The 16343-nt window shown below is 64.1% G+C and carries 14 protein-coding genes; 5 read left to right on the top strand and 9 right to left on the bottom strand.

From position 1 onward, the window contains the following. Positions 1-74: 74 nt before the first annotated feature. The 9 genes from RBB16_RS12590 to RBB16_RS12550 form a co-directional block, all read right to left on the bottom strand. Positions 75-1361, bottom strand: a complete 1287-nt coding sequence (locus RBB16_RS12590) for a Hint domain-containing protein (RefSeq protein WP_306046503.1) — start codon at positions 1359-1361, stop codon at positions 75-77. 221 nt (positions 1362-1582) lie between these two features. Next, positions 1583-2536: a Hint domain-containing protein gene (locus RBB16_RS12585; RefSeq protein ID WP_306046502.1), complete on the bottom strand. Its 954-nt coding sequence runs from the start codon at positions 2534-2536 to the stop codon at positions 1583-1585. Between the two features lie 145 nt (positions 2537-2681). Continuing rightward, a complete protein-coding gene (locus RBB16_RS12580; RefSeq protein WP_306046501.1) occupies positions 2682-3896 on the bottom strand; it encodes a Hint domain-containing protein in 1215 nt (404 codons plus the stop codon). Between the two features lie 152 nt (positions 3897-4048). After that, on the bottom strand, positions 4049-4933 hold the full coding sequence (locus RBB16_RS12575) for a Hint domain-containing protein (protein WP_306046500.1): 885 nt from the start codon (positions 4931-4933) through the stop codon (positions 4049-4051). A gap of 254 nt (positions 4934-5187) precedes the next feature. Continuing rightward, complete coding sequence (locus tag RBB16_RS12570) at positions 5188-8589, bottom strand: efflux RND transporter permease subunit (protein ID WP_306046499.1); 3402 nt, start codon at positions 8587-8589, stop codon at positions 5188-5190. Next, a complete protein-coding gene (locus RBB16_RS12565; protein ID WP_306046498.1) occupies positions 8586-10052 on the bottom strand; it encodes an efflux RND transporter periplasmic adaptor subunit in 1467 nt (488 codons plus the stop codon). The genes RBB16_RS12570 and RBB16_RS12565 overlap by 4 nt, the downstream gene beginning before the upstream one ends. Positions 10053-10137: 85 nt before the next feature. Further along, positions 10138-10680 carry a molybdenum cofactor biosynthesis protein B gene (gene moaB, locus RBB16_RS12560; protein ID WP_306046497.1) on the bottom strand — a complete coding sequence of 181 codons (543 nt, stop codon included), beginning with the start codon at positions 10678-10680 and terminating at the stop codon, positions 10138-10140. Further along, positions 10677-11276: a metallophosphoesterase family protein gene (locus RBB16_RS12555; protein WP_306046505.1), complete on the bottom strand. Its 600-nt coding sequence runs from the start codon at positions 11274-11276 to the stop codon at positions 10677-10679. The genes moaB and RBB16_RS12555 overlap by 4 nt, the downstream gene beginning before the upstream one ends. Further along, entirely contained in the window at positions 11273-12043 is a 771-nt protein-coding gene (locus RBB16_RS12550) for a uracil-DNA glycosylase (protein ID WP_306046496.1), read from the bottom strand. Before RBB16_RS12550 ends, RBB16_RS12555 begins: the two co-directional genes overlap by 4 nt. Before the next feature lie 540 nt (positions 12044-12583). Here RBB16_RS12550 and RBB16_RS12545 point away from each other — a divergent pair. The 5 genes from RBB16_RS12545 to pyrC are packed head-to-tail and all read left to right on the top strand — an operon-like array spanning position 12584 to position 16343. After that, entirely contained in the window at positions 12584-13534 is a 951-nt protein-coding gene (locus tag RBB16_RS12545; protein ID WP_306046495.1) for an aspartate carbamoyltransferase catalytic subunit, read from the top strand. Next, positions 13527-13931 carry a hypothetical protein gene (locus tag RBB16_RS12540; protein ID WP_071691311.1) on the top strand — a complete coding sequence of 135 codons (405 nt, stop codon included), beginning with the start codon at positions 13527-13529 and terminating at the stop codon, positions 13929-13931. The genes RBB16_RS12545 and RBB16_RS12540 overlap by 8 nt, the downstream gene beginning before the upstream one ends. After that, positions 13928-14503: a hypothetical protein gene (locus RBB16_RS12535; protein WP_306046494.1), complete on the top strand. Its 576-nt coding sequence runs from the start codon at positions 13928-13930 to the stop codon at positions 14501-14503. The genes RBB16_RS12540 and RBB16_RS12535 overlap by 4 nt, the downstream gene beginning before the upstream one ends. After that, positions 14500-15063, top strand: coding sequence for a hypothetical protein (locus tag RBB16_RS12530; RefSeq protein WP_306046493.1), 564 nt, complete (start codon positions 14500-14502; stop codon positions 15061-15063). The genes RBB16_RS12535 and RBB16_RS12530 overlap by 4 nt, the downstream gene beginning before the upstream one ends. Beyond that, positions 15060-16343 carry a dihydroorotase gene (gene pyrC / locus RBB16_RS12525; RefSeq protein WP_306046492.1) on the top strand — a complete coding sequence of 428 codons (1284 nt, stop codon included), beginning with the start codon at positions 15060-15062 and terminating at the stop codon, positions 16341-16343. Before RBB16_RS12530 ends, pyrC begins: the two co-directional genes overlap by 4 nt.

Raw genomic sequence — 16343 nt, 5'->3', positions numbered from 1 at the left:
AGATCAGACATGTTACCGCTCGTTTTTTCGAGCCGTGAATCATGCCGCCAGACGGAAATCAATGGGTCCTGAGCCTAAGCGGCCGCCCTCCTGCTCAGCTTCCCGACGATTGATGCCGACACCTGCCGCGCAGACATCGCGCGGGGGTAAGGCAGTTCTTCCATCTCCGGCACGTCCCCATAAAGCGCCTCGAACTCGGCGAAGTTGTCGAAGACGCGGCGGGAGACATTGTCGATAAACGTTTCCGCAGGCGCACCATTTGCGAGGATGATCTCATGTTCCTCGGTTTCCACATGATAGACGGTGTAGGTCTCCCCCATCTCGGCGAGCGGCACCCGCGTGATGGACGTCCCATTCACCAGCGCCCCGGCATGACAGATCACACCGTCCACCAACATCCCGTGGTCGGCGGTGACGGTCAGGTCAGCATGCGGCAGGCCCGCACCAAGAGACCCCGCCGCAAACCGCACCGGCATCAGCCGTTCTGCGGGGCCGAACCGGGTCATCACCGTCTGGCGACCGATCCACTTGACGAGCACCGCACGGCCCTCGGCAGTCAGGACCGTATCCCCGATGCACAGGCGCTCCACCGCGACCTCGCCTGCTGGCGTTGCGATCAGGCTGCCTTCGGCAAAGCAGAGCGGCGCGCCATTGGGCTCGAAATTGTTTGAGAAATTCGTGGTCGAACCGGAACTCGGCACGTCATCCCCCAGTTCGGTTTCAGCCCGGTTGTAGGGGATGTAGTAAGAGCCATTGGCGGCAGAATAGAAGATCGGATGCTCGCTGCCGTCCGAATGCGTGTAGTAGTAGCCGCTGAACACCCAGTCGGTGCCATCGACGGTGTCGATCCCGATATCGAGATTGCCGTCATTGTTCTGATCCACCACGGTATGGGGCTGGTAGAAAGGCGGCAACTTGGTTGTCCAAGACAGTGTCGTTCCGTCATCAGTCACGCCGTCCAATCTCATGAGATGTGTGTAGTCGTGATACCCTGTCGTACCAAACGGGAGGTTGTCCGTACTGTCCGTAATCGCGCCCGAGCTAGGGAACTCGGCGGCCAGGTCAACCTCGGACGTGCTGTAGACGATGATGTGCGGCGCAATGGACGGGATGTTGTAAGCCCGTTCAAAGATCGGATGCTGTGTCCCGTTCTGATCCGTGTAATAGTAACCAGAGAAGGTGTAGAGCTGGTTTGCGACATGGTCGAGCCCGATATCGAGGTCGCCATCGTCATTGGTATCGGTAATAGTATTACCGGCACCGGTCTGAGACTGAGTGGATGTCCAGGACAGCGCGGTGCCGTCATCCGAGGTGCCGTAGAGACGAACAATCCCGTCGAATCCGCCGATGAATGTCGCCATGTCGCCCTCGGTTTTCTATCAACATTTGCGCGGGGGCGCTTCAAGCCACGCGATCTCCGGCCGATGCCCGTCACACCGGGCCGCTGGATCAAAAAGGCCTCAACAAAAACGCTGATACCAAGCCAACGAAGCGGTCAAAAATAACCGTCCCCCACGGGCCGAACCCTAACCCTCTGAAATCGCCTGTCAATAGTTGAATGGCAAATCATTCAGGCGGTATGTCACGCGACTCTTTGTGCGGACGAGATGCGCCGAATCCGCGCCGGCACCTGCCGCGCAGACATCGCACGGGGGTAAGGCAGTTCTTCCATCTCGGGCACATCGCTGTAGAGCGCCTCGAACTCTGAATAGTTGTCGAAGGCGCGTCGGGAGACATTGTCAATGAAGGTCTCCGCAGGTGCGCCATTGGCGAGGATGATCTCATGCTCCTCGGTCTCGATATGGTAAACCGTGTAAGTCTCCCCCATCTCGGCCAGAGGAACGCGGGTGATCGTGGTTCCGTTGACCAAAGCCCCGGCGTGGCAAATGACCCCATCCACCAGCATCCCGTGGTCGGCAGTGACGGTCAGGTCAGAATGCGGCAGGCCATCGCCGAGCGAGCCAGCCGCAAACCGCACCGGCATCAGCCGCTCAGCAGGGCCGAAGCGGGTGGAGACGGTCTGGCGGCCGATCCATTTGACCAAGACCGCATGACCCTCGGTGGTCAGAATTTGGTCGCCCATCTCAAGGGTCTCGACCGCGACCTCGCCCGCGGGCGTTGCAATCATCGCCCCGGCAAGGAAACAGGCCGGTGACGTCCCAAGGGTCTGGCTGCCTGGATTGTCCTTGAAGAACTCCACATCAGACCCCGCATCGGGGCTTCCTGCCGTAGAAGAATCGTATGTGGTGAACAGGCCGTCGCTGTCGCCCACGGTCGCAGCGGTGCCGAATACATAGCCCGTGCTGCCATCGAAAACGCCGGTCCCGAGATAGTAGAGAGGCCCGGAGACACCGGCGGCGTCGAAGAATTCCAACAGAATGTGCGACGGCAACCCGGAAAGCGACACCTCGTCCCCGACCGAAACCACGCCGTCATCGATCGTGGCGACAACCTGGAACGTGCCTTCATCGCCGCCGTCTGTCCGCCCCCTGGCATTGCAGTAGGCAAAAGATCCGAAAGTGAATGACGTTGGCATAACTGGTTCCCCCGTAATCTGTCTGCAAGCTCAATCCCGTGACACTGCACCCAAGCCAAATGCGGCGTCAAGCCTGCGATCCACTGGACTGCAATCCCGCGGGCAGGGCGAAGCAACGCATTGAATTAAAAGTGAAATATCCGTTTTAGGCGACCTTTGCACCCGCGATTGCCCGTATCACCCACCCCGGCACCTGCCGCGCGGACATCGCACGGGGGTAAGGCAGCTCTTCCATCTCGGGCACATCGCCGTAGAGCGCCTCGAACTCGGCATAGTTGTCGAAGACCCGGCGGCTGACATTGTCGATAAACGTCTCGGCGGGGGCACCATTGGCGAGGATGATTTCGTGCTCTTCCGTCTCGATATGGTAGACGGTGTAGCTCTCGCCCATCTCGGCCAGCGGCACCCGCGTGATCGTGGTACCGTTCACCAGCGCGCCCGCGTGGCAGATGACGCCGCCAACAAGCATCCCGTGATCGGCGGTGACCGTCAGGTCCGTATGCGGCAGGCCCTCGCCCAGAGACCCGGCAGCAAAGCGGACAGGCATCAGCCTTTCGGCGGGGCCGAAGCGGGTGGACACGGTCTGACGTCCGATCCATTTGACGGGCGTGCAACTGCCATTCTGAGAAACGATGAGATCGCCGATGGAGAGCGATTCAACCGGCTTCTCCCCGTCAATTGTGGAGATCAGGCTTCCGGCAAGAAAGCACGTCACATTGGCAGCCTGAGTGGCGTAGGTCGTGCCATTCACATCGGGGTTGGTATGGCTGACTGGGTCGTTTGTTCCGGTCCAGTAATTGTGATCGTCCCCGTGTAGGGTGATGTCACCGCCAGTGAACATCATGTTGTCTCGGACATTCGTAAAATTATCGAGATCCTCGACCGCGGGGCTGGCGAGTGTCGGATTGTTTGCGATGAAAGTGTTCAATGCGCTGTCCGACAGGCCGGTCACCGTCAGAGTATCCGTGGTGACCGATAGGTTCGTTAAAGTCTGGTTCCACAAACCGCCATTGCTGATCGCGGCGATCACCTGCCCGCCCGAACCGGCAATAAGGTTGTCAGATGAGGTGATCGAAATGGTGCCTGTGAAGCCGGAGATTGAGCCTCCGGAGGGATCGGATTGAACCGTTGCCGAGCTATTGTTGGGCAGAATGATCACCACCTGATCCAGGGCCGACAGGCCGCCAACCCCCACCGTGTAGGTGAAAAACCCATCCCCGAGAGCCTCTGGCTGGTGGAAGGTGATGGTTTCGCCCGCCGCGATATTCGTCGTCGTCACAAAGGAAAAGGAGTCCGCGTTCGACCCATCGGGATCGGTGATCAGCGACGTGAAATAGATATCTCCAACGGAAACGGGCATTGGCTTCTCCTAATATGGCTATCGACGGCGCATGAGGCTGAAAAACCATTGCGCATGAGTAGTATCGGCGACCCTAGGTGTCCGATGACAACAGGACAACACCAAATTGAATCTGGGCCAGACCTTTCATCCATGACGGTCGTGCGTGGCGATCAGCAATAAGCACTGCGGGAGCGGCCAAGACGAACGGTGACCCTCCCCGGCACCTGCCGCGCGGACATCGCACGGGGGTAGGGCAGTTCCTCCATCTCCGGCACCTCGCCATAAAGCGACTCGAACTCTGCATAGTTGTCGAAGACCCGGCGGCTGACATTGTCGATAAACGTCTCGGCGAGGGCACCATTGGCGAGGATGATCTCATGTTCCTCGGTCTCGATGTGGTAGACGGTGTAGCTCTCGCCCATCACGGCCAGCGGCACGCGGGTGATCGTGGTTCCGTTCACCAGCGCCCCCGCATGACAGATCACCCCGTCCACCAGCATTCCGTGATCGGCAGTCACGGTCAGGTCGGTATGTGGCAGGTCCGCGCCCAGAGACCCGGCGGCAAAGCGCACCGGCATCAGGCGCTCTGCAGGGCCGAAGCGGGTGGAGACGGTCTGGCGACCGATCCATTTGACCTTTGCGGTCTGGCCATCCTGCGTAGACAACCTGTCCCCTATGCTAAGGGTCTCCACCCGTCGCTCACCGTCCGGCACGGTGATCCGCGTCCCTGCCAAAAAGCACAGCGCAAGCTGAGACCGGGTATAGGCCGGGATATCATCAACGTGGGTCGGATAGGCTCCTGTTGAGTTTGGCGACACGAGTTCCGTGATGTCGCCAGAGCTGTTGACAAAAACAAGGAACAGATTGCCAGACGCGTCTTCGTAGAAACCGTCAAAAAGGCGATTGGTAGAGCTCTCGAGAAACCTGTCGCCCAGATCCCACGTACCGTCATCGGTATCGGAGCTTCCTATGATCGTCGAAACATTCTGAACGGACAAAAAGCCCAACGCCGGATGGACCGGTGCGAATGACGCCACCTCATAGTCTTGTGCCATCGCTCATACCCCCCCTTGCAGATCGCCACGGTTCTCCAGAACCTCAAACCTTGAAGACAAGGGTAGTGTAAAAGGATCCGAAGGTCTATTCGTTGATCTTTGTCAACTATTCACATTCCAGATTACTGAGGGGTCGACTTCAGCCTGCTACACGGAATGGAAATTACAATCGGCCTGCGTGCCAACCCCCGAGGATCCACAGAAGGCATCTTTTGGAAGATTCTCGCAGGAGGTCTCGCGACACAATCGCGTGGTCAGGAAGACTGGATTGCGCGTCTCAGCGACATGACCCCAACCAGGAAGAGGCCCAAGATCCAAAACCCAAAGCAGATTGCCGCCGTGCCGCCGAGGAAGCCCAGGAACGCCCCGCGTGCACCCTCCAGCGGAACCTGTGACGCCAGCGGCGCCCACATCGCGCCCGTGACGATCTGAGCGCCAAGCGTTGCCGCGAAGAGCGCCGCAACCGCGACAACAGCCAGCCCCACCGCCGCCGCCAGAGCCGGCGCGCGCGCCGCCGTTCTTAGCCCCCGGCGCAGCGCCTGCATCTGCCGTGCCACGTCCTGTTGCATGGCCAGAATGGACGGCACCACCAGCAGCACGATGAACAGGCCAAAGCCAAGCCCATAGACCAGCGTGATCACCGTGGGTTTCAGGAATTGCGCATCGGCAGAGCGTTCATAAAGCAGCGGCGCCAGCCCCAGAACCGTGGTCAGCGTGGTCAGCAGCACCGGACGCAACCGGTCTGCCACCGCATCGACAATCGCAGGCACCAGCCCCCGGTCGCGGGCGTAGTCGTCCACCGTCGTGATCAGCACGATGGAATCGTTGATGATGATCCCGGTCATCCCGATCAGCCCCACCACGGTGAACATGCTCAAAGGCACGTCCCATGCGGCATGGCCATAGATCGTGCCCACCAGCCCGAAGGGGATGATCGCCATCACCACGATCGGCCGCGTCCAGCTGGCGAAAATCCAGGCCAGCACCAGGTAGATCCCCACAAGGCACAGACCAAAGCCCAGCATCGCGTCATTCAGGAAATCGTTTTCCTGCTCTGCCAGCCCGGCCAGCCGGTATCCGACGCCGTAATCGGCCTCGATCTGCGGCAGGATCACCTCTCGCAGCTCTTCCATCACCTGTTCGGCGCGGGCCGGGTCGTCCTCTGACAGATCGCCGGTGACCGAGACCAGCCGCAGCCCGTTTTCCCGTTCGATGGTGGAAAAGCCGATCCGCGAGGTGACGGACACCAGATCGGCCAGCGGAACATATTCCCCCGTCGCCGTGCGCAGCAGGGTCCGGTCGAGGAAATCGGCGGTCAGCTCATCCTGCGGCAGCTCCACCCGGATCGACGCGGTACGCACGCCCGAGGGGAAGGTCGCGGCCTCCACCCCGTTCAGACGGGCGCGCAGCACCCGACCGAGCGAGCCGATATCGAAGCCCAGCGCCTGCCCCTGCGGGGTCAGTTCCAGGATCAGCTCCTCGCGGTCATAGGCCAGCGTATCCTCCAGGCCCGACACTTCCGGGTAGGCGGCCAGCGCGGTCTGGATCGCCATGGCGGCGGATTTCAGCACCTCCGCCTCGGCCCCGAATAGCTGGATATCCAGCGCATCGCCCCCCGGCCCGCCGCGCCAGCCACGGAAACTGACGGCCTCGGCCAGCGGATGCTGGCGCACCTCGTCCTGTAGGTCGGCCACGAACTGAAAGCTGGAATAGGGCCGCAGGTCGGCGTCGATCAGCTCGATGGCGATGGAGCCCAGCAGATCGGCATCCTTATTGTCAGCGACGGCCAGGCCGCGCCCGGTGGTGCCACCGATCTCGGCCAGAACGAAGGTCAGGGGGCTCAGCCCGTATTCCTCCTCATACCGGGCCGCGACGGCAGCCGTGGCGCGCTGCATCTCGCGCATCATCTCAAGGCTGTCATCGCGGCTGGCGCCCTCCAGCATGGCGAAATTGCCAGAGACCGAGGATTGTTCCGGCGCGTTGAAGAACCGCCATGTCACATCGCCCCGGATGAAAACCGCAACCTGACTGGCCAGGATCAGGATCACCCCCGCCAGCACCGGGTAGCGCGCCCAGATCACCAGCCGCATCAACGGGCGGAACAGTGTATCGCGGAACCAGCCGAACCCCCGGTTCACCACCCGGCTTGGCCAGTCATACCAATGCTGCTTGTCCGAATGGGCCAGCGCATGGGCCATGTGATTGGGCAGGATCAGGAAGCATTCCACAAGGCTTGCCATCAGCACCGCGATCACGGTGAAGGGGATATCGGCGATCAACTCGCCGAACCGCCCGCCGATGGCGACCAGCCCGGCAAAGGCCAGCACCGTCGTGACGGTCGCGGAAAACACCGGCGCGGCCATGCGGCGGGCGGCGTTTTCTGCCGCCTGAACCGGGGTTTCCCCCAACCGCCGCACGCGGAAATCGGCGTGTTCCCCCACGACAATGGCGTCATCCACCACGATGCCAAGCGTGATGATCAGTGCGAAAAGCGAGATCATGTTGATCGTCAGCCCGGCGATATACATCAGCGTGATCGCCGACAGCATCGCCACGGGAATCCCTGCCGCCACCCAGAAGGCGGTGCGCGCGTTGAGGAACAGGAACAGCAGCAAAACCACCAGCCCAAGCCCCATCAGCCCGTTATCCATCAGGATATTCAGGCGCCCGGTAATGGCCTCGGCGCGGGTGCGGATCAGCTCGATGGCAACACCTTCCGGCAAGGTCAATTCCATCTCGGCGGCGACCTCTTCCACCGTGCGCTGGATGCCGATGGCATCGCCCCGGTCGGACCGGTCCACGCGCACCGAAATCGCCGGGTTCTCGCCCACGAAATAGGCGCGTTCCCGGTCGATGCCTTCTTCGGTTACGGTCGCAACATCACCGATGGTCAGGGCCGACCCGTCCGCGTTATAGCGCAGCACGATCCCCGCGATATCGACCGCCGAGCGCCGCGCCACCCCGGTCCGAACACGGGCATTCGCCCCGGTCACGTCACCAGCGGGCGAAGTGTCGACCTCTGCCTCGATGGCGGCGGCAATCTCGGCCATGGAGATATCGTTTCGGATCAGCTCGGCAGAGGGCACCTCGACCACGATCTCGGGCGCGGCCACGCCCCGGATCGTCGTGCGCGTCACGCCCTGATCAAACAGCCGCGCGACGAATTCATCGGCAAACCGCCCCAGCTGGTCGACGCCCACGGGGCCGGAGATCACCACATCCGTGACCCGGTCGCGCCAGACCCCGCGCCGGACCACCGGGTCCTCGGCGTCTTCGGGCAGCGTGGACACGCTATCGACCGCGACCTGCACGTCATCGGCGGCACGGCCCATGTCCCAACTGGGTTCGAATTCCAGCCTTATGCTCGCCCGCCCCTCGCGGCTGGTGGCGCTGCTTTCCGTGACGCCCTCGACCGCCAGCAACACCGGTTCCAGCACCGCGACGATGGCCTGGTCCACATCCTCGGCCCCGGCCCCGTCCCAGGTGACGGAGACGCTGACATTATCGACCACAACATCGGGGAAGAACTGCGCCCGCATGCGCGGGAACACCGCCAGCCCGACGACGATCAGAACCACCAGCAGAAGGTTCGCAGCCGTCGCGTGGCGCGTGAAGTAGGAGAGGATGCCTCCGGCGCTATCCGGCAGCCGTCTCATCCGTCCATCCGGCTTTCGAGACGGTTGACCATGCGCAGCGGCACCTCGTCCTCTCGCAACTGGCGCAGCATCCGTTCCTTGACATCTGCGGGGATGAAGCCGTTGCCCTCGACAAAGGCGATCAAACGCGCGCGGCGTTCAGGGTCGAGCGCGATGGTATCGGGTTCCGCCGGGGCCTCCGCCCCGTCCTGAGCAGGTCGCAGCGGGTTTACCCGGATACCGGCCCCAAGCGAGGGCGAGCGGGCACTGACCACCTCAACCCCTTCCAGATGCGGCGGGGCCCGGATGATGACATTGTCGCCCTGACGGCGCAGCAGGGTGACCTGCACCTCTTCAAGGCGATCTTCCTCACCCAGAACCAGCAACCGCCCCTCGGCATCCAGCGCGGTGGCGGGAAGGATGGCGACCTGTTGCAGTTCGGGTTCCTGCAAACGCACGGTCACGAAATCCCCGGCCCGGAAGCCGCGGGTTTCCAGCAATTCGGCAAACAGCAACCGGCCCGACTGCCCCTCCTCCACCGCACCGCTTTCGCGGGTCAGGCGGGCGGGGGCTGTCACATCTATGCCCAGCACATCCAGCACCACGGTGACGTCGGCGCGAGGCAGTCGCCCGTCCTCGTCCAACAGCCGGGCATATTGCGCGGTCGAGACGCGGAACGACACCTCCAGCGCCTGCGCGTCGATCAGAGTGGCCACCTGTTCGTTGCGGTTGACCAGCCGTCCCTGAACCACGGTCACATCGGCCAGCACGCCCGCAAATTCCGCCCGCAGCTCGGTTTCCGCCAGCACCCGCTCGGCCTCGGCCAGCGCAATCCTGCGACGCTCCAGCGCGGTGCCCGCCTGATCCAGCTGCGCCTCGGCCTGCGCCAAGGCCTGACGGCGCGACAGAACCGCCTGATGGGCGCTCGCCGCCGCCAGTTCCGCCGTTTCCACCGTTGCCGCCGACCCCACGCCGCGTTCCAGCAGGTCTTGTTGCCGGATCAGCGCCCGGTCCCGCAGTTCCGCCTGCGTGCGGGCGGCCTCCACATCTTCGCGCGCCAGTTCCACGGCGGCCTCCGCCTCGGCCAGCGTGTTCTCGGCTTCTCGCAGGTCGGTGGCGGTCACATCCAGCGCCGATTGCGCCTCCGCCGGGTCGATGCGCAGCAACAGCGCACCCTCGGCCACTTCGCCGCCGTTTTCAAACCCGTCGGCCAGTTCCAGAACCGTCCCCGCCGCCGGGGCCCGCAATTCCAGCGTGCGGCGGCTGTTGATCTCGCCAAAGGCAGTCAAAACCGGCGTTGCGTCCTGCAAGGTCAGCGTCACGACTTCCGCCGAAAAAACCCGCTCGCGGGCAATGGCAGGGCGGCCTTCTTCGGCCCAGCGCGCTTGCAGGGACGCATAAATCGTGGACCCCGCCCAGACCAGCAGCCCGAGCGTGAGCGAAATCAGAAAAAGCCCCGCAAGGGAGCGGCGGAAAAAGCGCATGGGCCGTGGCCTTTTGGACGTCCTGTCTAGCTAGATAGAGCGGCGGCGCAAAACCGCCAAGCACAAGCTGACACGGGCAAGCAGATCATTTCCGTCGCTTGTGCTCGTCCAGGCGCGGAAAAATCTCGACGAAGTTGCAGGGCCGGTGCCGGTAATCGAGCTGCCAGCGCAGGATTTCGTCCCAGGCATCCTTGCAGGCCCCCGAAGACCCCGGCAGTGCGAACAGGTAAGTTCCATTGGCAACGCCCCCGGTCGCCCGGCTCTGCACCGCACTGGTCCCGATCTTCTGGAAAGACACCATGGTAAAGACCGTGGCAAAGGCCTCGATCTCTTTCTCATAGACATCCCGATGCGCCTCCACCGTCACATCGCGCCCGGTCAGCCCGGTGCCACCGGTGGTGAGGATCACGTCAATCTCCGGGTCCGCACACCAGGCGCGCAGCTGATCCGCGATCTCGGCCCGTTCATCGCGCAGGATTTTGCGGTCTGCCAGAATATGCCCCGCGTCGCGTATGCGCCCCTCCAGCACATCGCCGGATTTATCCTCGGCCAGGCTGCGCGTATCCGACACCGCCAGCACCGCGATGCGCACCGGGATGAAGTCCTTGCTCTCGTCGATACGGCTCATGGATCGACCTCAAACCAGTTCACACGCGGGCCGAGGTTCACGACACGCGTCGCACCGATCCGGCCTTCCTGCCCCCAACTGTCATGGATATGCCCGCAAAGTGCCAGCCGGGGCGCGATGCGCTCTATCGCCGCGCGGATCGCGGTCGATCCCACCGACTGCCCCGCCGATGTGCGGTCCACCACACCCTTGGGCGGCGAATGGGTGATCAGGATATCCGCCGTCTCGCAACCTGCCAGCAACTCCGCCGCGAAGGCCTCGCTCAGATCGCAGGACCAGGACCCGAAGGGCGTCACCGGCACGCCGTAACCAAGCCCGAAGAGTGTCAGCCCGCCAATCTCGCACCCCTCGCCATGCAGCACGGTCACGCCCGGCCCTACCGCCGCGCGCAGCTCATCCGCGCTTTCGGCATTGCCCGGCACCGCCACCATCGGCGCCTGCAGCCCAGTCAGCAGCGCCATCGCCTCGCCCAGCCCCTGACGCATATTGCAGAAATCCCCGGCCCCGATCACCAGATCGGCCTCCGCACTTGCCGCCACCAGATCGGCGGCGCGACTGCGGGCCAAATGCAGGTCTGAAAACGCCAGGATCTTCACCGCGCCAACCTCGCCTTCAACGCCAGCAGATCCGCCCAAGACTCGCGCTTCTTGGCAGGTTGCCGCAGCAGGTAAGCCGGGTGGAACATGGGCAGGGCGGGGCGGCCCTGCACCTCCTGCCATTGCCCGCGCAGCCGGGTGATTCCCCGCCGTCCCAGCAGCCCGTCGCAAGAGATATTGCCCATCAGCACCACGATCTCGGGCGCTGCCAGCTCGATATGGCGGGTCACGAAGGGCAGCATCATCGCCATTTCAACCGGGCTCGGGTCGCGGTTCTGCGGCGGCCGCCATGGCAGGATATTGGTGATATAGAGCGCCTGATCGGCATCCGGATGATCCCGCCCCATGCCGATCGCATCGAACATCCGGTCCAGCAATTGCCCCGCCCGACCAACGAAGGGTTTGCCCTGGATATCCTCGTCCCGCCCCGGCGCTTCGCCCACGATCATCAGCCGCGCCGCCGGGTTGCCATCGGAAAAGACGAAACTGCGCGCGCCCATCCTCAGATCGCAATGGGGAAAGCCCTCCATCTCGGCGCGCAGGGCCTCCAGGCTGTCGGCCCGTTTGGCGGCCAGCCGCGCCTCGACCACCGGATCGGCCTCCTCGGCCTTGACCACCGGCGCAGCGGCCGGGGCCTTGGCAGCGGGCGAAGGCTCGGGCACGGCAAACCGGTCCACCGGGCTTTCCCCGATGGCCTCATCCGCGCCAAGCTCCACCTGCCATTCCAGCCAGGCCAGCGCCGTATGATACTCCAGCTGCGACTCCATGTGCCCAAGCTAGGCGCGCTTGCGGGCAAGGTAAATGGGCGGCAGCGTCCAAGGGATGCGGAAAGGTAACCCGCCATGCCAGCCGACTTGCTCTTTCGGCACGCATCGCGACCTCACCGAGACGATCAGCCTCTACCGCCATCTCGGCTGGACGGCCACCGAGGCAACCGGCCTCAAGATCATGATGCAAAAGCCCTTGCCCCGATCGTAGGCCTTTCATCTTGGCAAAAATACCTCCGCCGGAGGCGTCCCGCCGCCGCCACGACCGCGACCAATGACCCGGCGCGCCGCCCTCTCAACATGTCCGTGGAAACGCGGACCGCCGAGGCCTCCGGCGCAAGCCGGGGGTTGAGAAGGGCCGCTCGCGGGTCGACGCCGGCAGGCGGCGAAACCGCATTTCATATGCACAGGGGGTGTACGGGGGGTGTACGCCCGGTGCACGGGGGGCACCCCCCCGTTTTCGCACCACGCCGAACCCCGCTCTTGCCCCGCGCCCGCCCGCTGCCTATACCGCGAAGCGACCTTACAGGACGGGCCGCCATGACCTTCGCCAAGCGCCACCTTCTGGGCATCGAGCCCCTGCACCCCACAGACATCACCGCTTTGCTGGACCATGCCGACCGCTATGCCGAGATGGGCCGCGGCAGCGCCAAGCACGGCACCGCGCTGACCGGGCTCACCCAGATCAACATGTTCTTCGAGAACTCCACCCGCACCCAGGCCAGTTTCGAACTGGCCGGCATGCGGCTCGGGGCCGACGTGATGAACATGTCGATGCAGACAAGCTCGGTCAAAAAGGGCGAAACGCTCATCGACACGGCGCTGACACTCAATGCCATGCATCCCGATCTTCTGGTCGTGCGCCACCCGCATTCCGGGGCGGTCAACCTGCTGGCGGAAAAGGTAAATTGCGCGGTCCTGAATGCGGGCGACGGACGCCATGAACACCCCACGCAGGCGCTTCTCGATGCGCTGACGATCCGCCGCGCCAAGGGGCGGCTTCACCGCCTCAACATCGCCATCTGCGGCGACATCGCCCATTCCCGCGTGGCGCGGTCCAATATCCTTCTGCTCGGCAAGATGGAAAACCGCGTGAAGCTGGTCGGCCCGCCGACGCTGATCCCCTCGGGCGCCGCCGACTGGGGCGTCGAGGTCTACGAGGACATGCGAGAAGGGCTGGCGGGTGCCGACGTGGTGATGATGCTGCGGCTTCAGAAGGAACGCATGGACGGCGGTTTCATCCCCTCCGAGCGCGAATATTACCACCGCTATGGCCTTGATGCGGAAAAGCTGTCCCACGCCAAGCCCGACGCCATCGTCATGCATCCAGGACCCATGAATCGCGGCGTCGAAATCGACGGCACCATCGCCGATGACATCAACCGCTCCGTCATCCAGGAGCAGGTGGAAATGGGCGTCGCGGTGCGCATGGCGGCGATGGAGCTGCTGGCCCAGAACCTGAAGGCCGAGCGCGAGGCCGCCCATGTCTGACGCCATCACCTTCCGCGCCGACCGCGCGACCTACTGGCGCGAACATGCCTGGATCGCGGCGGTGGCCATGGCGCTTGGCATGGGCGTCCTGTGGGTCATGGGCAATCCGCATGTCTGGACAGGCGCTATCGGCGGGCTGGCGGCGGTTGCAGTGCGCGCCTTCTACCTTGCTTCGGATGAGGCCAATGCCGAATGGGTGCTGACCGAAACCGACCTTTCCGGCCCCGACAACCGCCATGTCCGGCTGGCCGAGATCGACAAGCTGCGCAGCCTTGGCAGCGCGGTGCAGATCATCACCCGCACCGGCGACAAGCACCTGATGAAATACATCGCCGACCGTCCCGCCGTGGTGGCAAAGATCGAGGCCGCCATGGCCCGCGCGGGCAACGCCGCATGAGCGCCCCGTCGGACAGCTGGCAAGGCATTCTTGCGCCGGATGAGGCGATCCTCTGGCAGGGCCAGCCGCACACGGCCATCAACTGGCGCGGGCTGATCAACCCTCTGACCCTGATGGGCGTCTTCTTTACCGGCTTCTCGCTGTTCTGGATCGGCATGGCCTATGCCATGACCGCGAACACCAGCGTGCCGTTCCCGTTCAGCTTCTTCCCGCTATTCGGCCTGCCGTTCCTGGCTGTCGGCCTTTGGATGCTGGGGGGGCGGCTGCTGCTGGATGCCTGGCTGCGCGGGCGCACATGGTACACGCTGACCAATCAGACCGCGTTCATCGCCCGCAACGCGTTTGGCAGGAAAACGCTGGAAAGCTGGCCGATTGAGGATATGGACCGGATCGTCTGGGAAGACGGCACCCCCGGCTCGGTCATCTTTCACATGAAGCACGGGGCCATGCCGGTCAGCGGCCGCAACGGCACCCGCATCCGGTTCCTGGGCTTTCATCAGATCGACGACTCGCAGCATGTCTACAGCCTGATGCGCCGGGCCCGGCGCGAGTTGCGGGAGGCGGCGGAATGACCGGACCGCGCGTGGAACCGGGGGAAACCGTTCTGTGGCAGGGGCAACCCGCCGGGCAGATCGTGCCGCGCCATTTCTGGGCCGCCCCGTCGATCCTCGGCTGGCTGGTGGTCGCGTTCGGGGCGTTCTGGTTTCTCAACCTGCGGGACATGCTGACCGATCCGCAAATTCCCTTTCCCATCTCTCTCTTTCCGTTCATCGGGTTGGGCTTTGTCGCGATCGGTCTCTGGAACGCGCTGGTGTCTCCGGTCACAAGCGCCCTGCGCAGGCGGGCCACGCACTATGCCCTGACAGACCGCGCCGCCTATATCGAGGAGCGCGGCACCACCACGCGCTATCCGCTGGAGCGTATGCTTCGGATCGACTTCGACCCCGGCCCGCCCGGATCGGTGCTGTTCCATCACGAGGTGAAGCAGCACACACGGGTGCGCCATAACCGGGGCGGCAAGCTCGGGTCGCGCACCACGCGCAGGTCCACGGGGTTCGTCCTGATCCCCGACGCGGACACCATCCACCAACGCCTGTTGGAGGCGAAGGCCAAGTTAGAGGGGCGCCCATGACCGCCATCCTGTTCACCAATGCCCGCCTGATCGACCCCGAGGCGCAGACCGACGCCCCCGGATGGCTGCTGGTCCGTGACGGGCGCATCGCGGATCGCGGCACCGGCGCGGCCCCTGTGGTTGAGGCGCGGGTGATCGACGCGGGCGGCAAATGCCTTGCGCCCGGCATCGTCGATATCGGGGTGAAGACCTGCGAACCGGGCGAGCGGCACAAGGAAAGCATCCGCACGGCAGGCGCGGCGGCGGCGGCGGGTGGTGTCACGACCATGGTCACCCGTCCCGACACCACGCCCCCCATCGACACGCCCGAGGCGCTGGAATTCGTGCGTCGCCGGGGCGAACAGGTCAGCCCGGTCCGCATGCTGCCCATGGCCGCCCTGACCAAGGCCCGCGCAGGCCGCGAGATGACGGAGATCGGCTTCCTGCTCGATGCCGGTGCGGCGGCCTTTACCGATTGCGATCACGTGGTGACCGATACCAAGGTGCTGACCCGCGCCATGACCTATGCGCGCTCGCTCGGGGCGCTTCTCATCATGCACCCGCAGGAACCGGGGCTGTCCTCGGGCGCTGCCGTGACCTCGGGCAAGTTCGCCTCGCTGCGCGGTCTGCCTGCCGTGTCGCCGATGGCGGAACGCATCGGGCTGGAACGCGATCTTGCGCTGGTCGAGATGACCCGCGCCCGCTATCACGCCGACCAGATCACCACCGCCGCCGCCCTTCCTGCGCTGACGCGCGCCAAGGCGGGCGGGCTGGACGTGACCGCCGGTGTCTCGATCCACCACCTGACGCTGAACGAGTTCGACGTGGGCGATTACCGCACCTTCTTCAAGGTCAAGCCGCCGCTTAGGGCCGAGGATGACCGGCTGGCCATGGTCGAGGCCGTCGCTGATGGCACGATCGACATCATCAGTTCCATGCACACCCCGCAGGACGAGGAATCGAAGCGCCTGCCCTTCGAGGTCGCGGCTTCGGGCGCGGTGGCGCTGGAAACCCTGCTGCCCGCCGCCATGCGGCTTTATCACGCCGGGCAGTTGAGCCTGCCGCAGCTGTTCCGCGCCATGGCGCTGAACCCTGCGCGCAGGCTTGGGCTGGAAACCGGAACGCTGGCCGTTGAGGCCCCCGCCGACCTCGTGCTGTTCGACGCGCACGCGCCCTTCCTGCTGGACCGCTTCACGCTGCGGTCGAAGTCGAAAAATACCCCCTTTGACGGGATGCGGATGGAGGGCAAGGTGCTGATGACGCTCGTCGCGGGCGCACCCGTCTTTGAAAGGACCGCCTGA

This window comes from Nioella sp. MMSF_3534 (genome assembly GCF_030732985.1).
Lineage (GTDB): Bacteria > Pseudomonadota > Alphaproteobacteria > Rhodobacterales > Rhodobacteraceae > Nioella.
This window is presented reverse-complemented; position numbering and strand designations above follow the sequence as displayed.

Excerpts from the sequence above, each read along its gene's own strand:
- RBB16_RS12580 (WP_306046501.1), bottom strand. The coding sequence starts at position 3,896 with ATGCCCGTTTCCGTTGGAGATATCTATTTCACGTCGCTGATCACCGAT.
- RBB16_RS12540 (WP_071691311.1), top strand. The coding sequence starts at position 13,527 with ATGTCTGACGCCATCACCTTCCGCGCCGACCGCGCGACCTACTGGCGC.
- moaB (WP_306046497.1), bottom strand. The coding sequence starts at position 10,680 with ATGAGCCGTATCGACGAGAGCAAGGACTTCATCCCGGTGCGCATCGCG.
- RBB16_RS12530 (WP_306046493.1), top strand. The coding sequence starts at position 14,500 with ATGACCGGACCGCGCGTGGAACCGGGGGAAACCGTTCTGTGGCAGGGG.
- RBB16_RS12565 (WP_306046498.1), bottom strand. The coding sequence starts at position 10,052 with ATGCGCTTTTTCCGCCGCTCCCTTGCGGGGCTTTTTCTGATTTCGCTC.
- RBB16_RS12575 (WP_306046500.1), bottom strand. The coding sequence starts at position 4,933 with ATGGCACAAGACTATGAGGTGGCGTCATTCGCACCGGTCCATCCGGCG.
- pyrC (WP_306046492.1), top strand. The coding sequence starts at position 15,060 with ATGACCGCCATCCTGTTCACCAATGCCCGCCTGATCGACCCCGAGGCG.
- RBB16_RS12545 (WP_306046495.1), top strand. The coding sequence starts at position 12,584 with ATGACCTTCGCCAAGCGCCACCTTCTGGGCATCGAGCCCCTGCACCCC.
- RBB16_RS12535 (WP_306046494.1), top strand. The coding sequence starts at position 13,928 with ATGAGCGCCCCGTCGGACAGCTGGCAAGGCATTCTTGCGCCGGATGAG.
- RBB16_RS12585 (WP_306046502.1), bottom strand. The coding sequence starts at position 2,536 with ATGCCAACGTCATTCACTTTCGGATCTTTTGCCTACTGCAATGCCAGG.
- RBB16_RS12550 (WP_306046496.1), bottom strand. The coding sequence starts at position 12,043 with ATGGAGTCGCAGCTGGAGTATCATACGGCGCTGGCCTGGCTGGAATGG.
- RBB16_RS12570 (WP_306046499.1), bottom strand. The coding sequence starts at position 8,589 with ATGAGACGGCTGCCGGATAGCGCCGGAGGCATCCTCTCCTACTTCACG.
- RBB16_RS12590 (WP_306046503.1), bottom strand. The coding sequence starts at position 1,361 with ATGGCGACATTCATCGGCGGATTCGACGGGATTGTTCGTCTCTACGGC.